The organism is Piscinibacter defluvii (assembly GCF_004011805.1).
Lineage (GTDB): Bacteria > Pseudomonadota > Gammaproteobacteria > Burkholderiales > Burkholderiaceae_C > Piscinibacter > Piscinibacter defluvii.
In genome coordinates this window covers 1-1,061 of sequence record NZ_RCHJ01000122.1, presented here as the reverse complement: position 1 = coordinate 1,061, position 1,061 = coordinate 1, and the positions used below count along the sequence as shown (strand labels likewise).

General features: G+C 62.6%; 1 protein-coding gene. It reads right to left on the bottom strand.

The window, feature by feature from the left end:
• Window positions 1–586: 586 nt before the first annotated feature.
• A partial coding sequence (locus D9C15_RS33180) for a nuclear transport factor 2 family protein (RefSeq protein ID WP_205854984.1) occupies window positions 587–1,061 on the bottom strand: 475 nt, incomplete at its 5' end.

Genomic DNA, 1,061 nt, shown 5'->3' with positions numbered 1-1,061 from the left:
GCGGGCCAAGTGCCAAGCCGGTGGCTGTCGCCTCGAGCGAAGGGTTAGGCCTCGCTCTCGGCACGCTGCACTGGCGAGAAGGCGTGTTGTGTTCTTCTCGTGGCAGGACGCGCTGACAGTGGTTGCTTGACAGAAGACCAGACGCTTGGCCTTGGCGAAGCGGGTGAGGTTCTCGTCCGAGGGCAGCGATCGGTTCGCCGCCTGCCAACGGACGGGCGGCCTGCGCCATGCGAGGAGGGAACTTCATGTTCGCTCAGTTGGCTGCGACCTCGACCAAGGCGAGTGACCTGTAGCTCTTGCTCGGCTCGAACCGAAACCTCATGCCGGCTGCTTGCCAAGCGCTCCGACACCGAGCGCTCGACCGACCAACGACGCGGTGTTCTCTTCGACTCAGACGCCAAACTTGCCAGGCATTGCATTCGCTTGTTCACGGAGCGCCCGCCTGCTGCTTGCTGCGAGGCCTAACGTTTGAGCTGAGGCGCCCGTAGCGGGTTGGCGCTTGGGCCGCGAGACCGATGATAAGAACCACGGGCTCGCGGCCCAAGTGCCAAGCCGTGGAGGGTCGCCTCGAGCGAAGGGTTAGGCATCACTCCGGTGGCCTGCGCTTCATGTGTGACGTGACACGAGCGGGCGGCTCGTATGGCTCAGGCCAGTAGTCGGTGACTTTGGTGATGAGCCCGTTGTTCAGCTCGAAGATCGAGATGCCAGTCATGACTTCCGTTCCGACCACGAAGTCGATGACTGAGATGGCCTTGGACTCCTCGCAAATCAGTTGCTTGATGGAAGCTGTCCAGTCACCCGGCCAAGTGCGGAACATGTCGAGGTAGCCGTGACCGCCTTCGATGTACTCGCGTGATTGTGGAGCCTCGTAGAGCAAGGCTGGATGAAGTAGATCAGCGAACTTGCTCCACTCGCGGGCGTTCGCGAGGCTCCAATGGGCTTGAATGAGAGCGCGGGTTTGCTCCGACATTGACTTGCTCCCTTGCGCCGCGGTGCGTGGCGTGAGGCCTAACGTTTGAGCTGAGGCGCAGCTGCCGGGTTGGCGCTTGGCCCGCGCGACG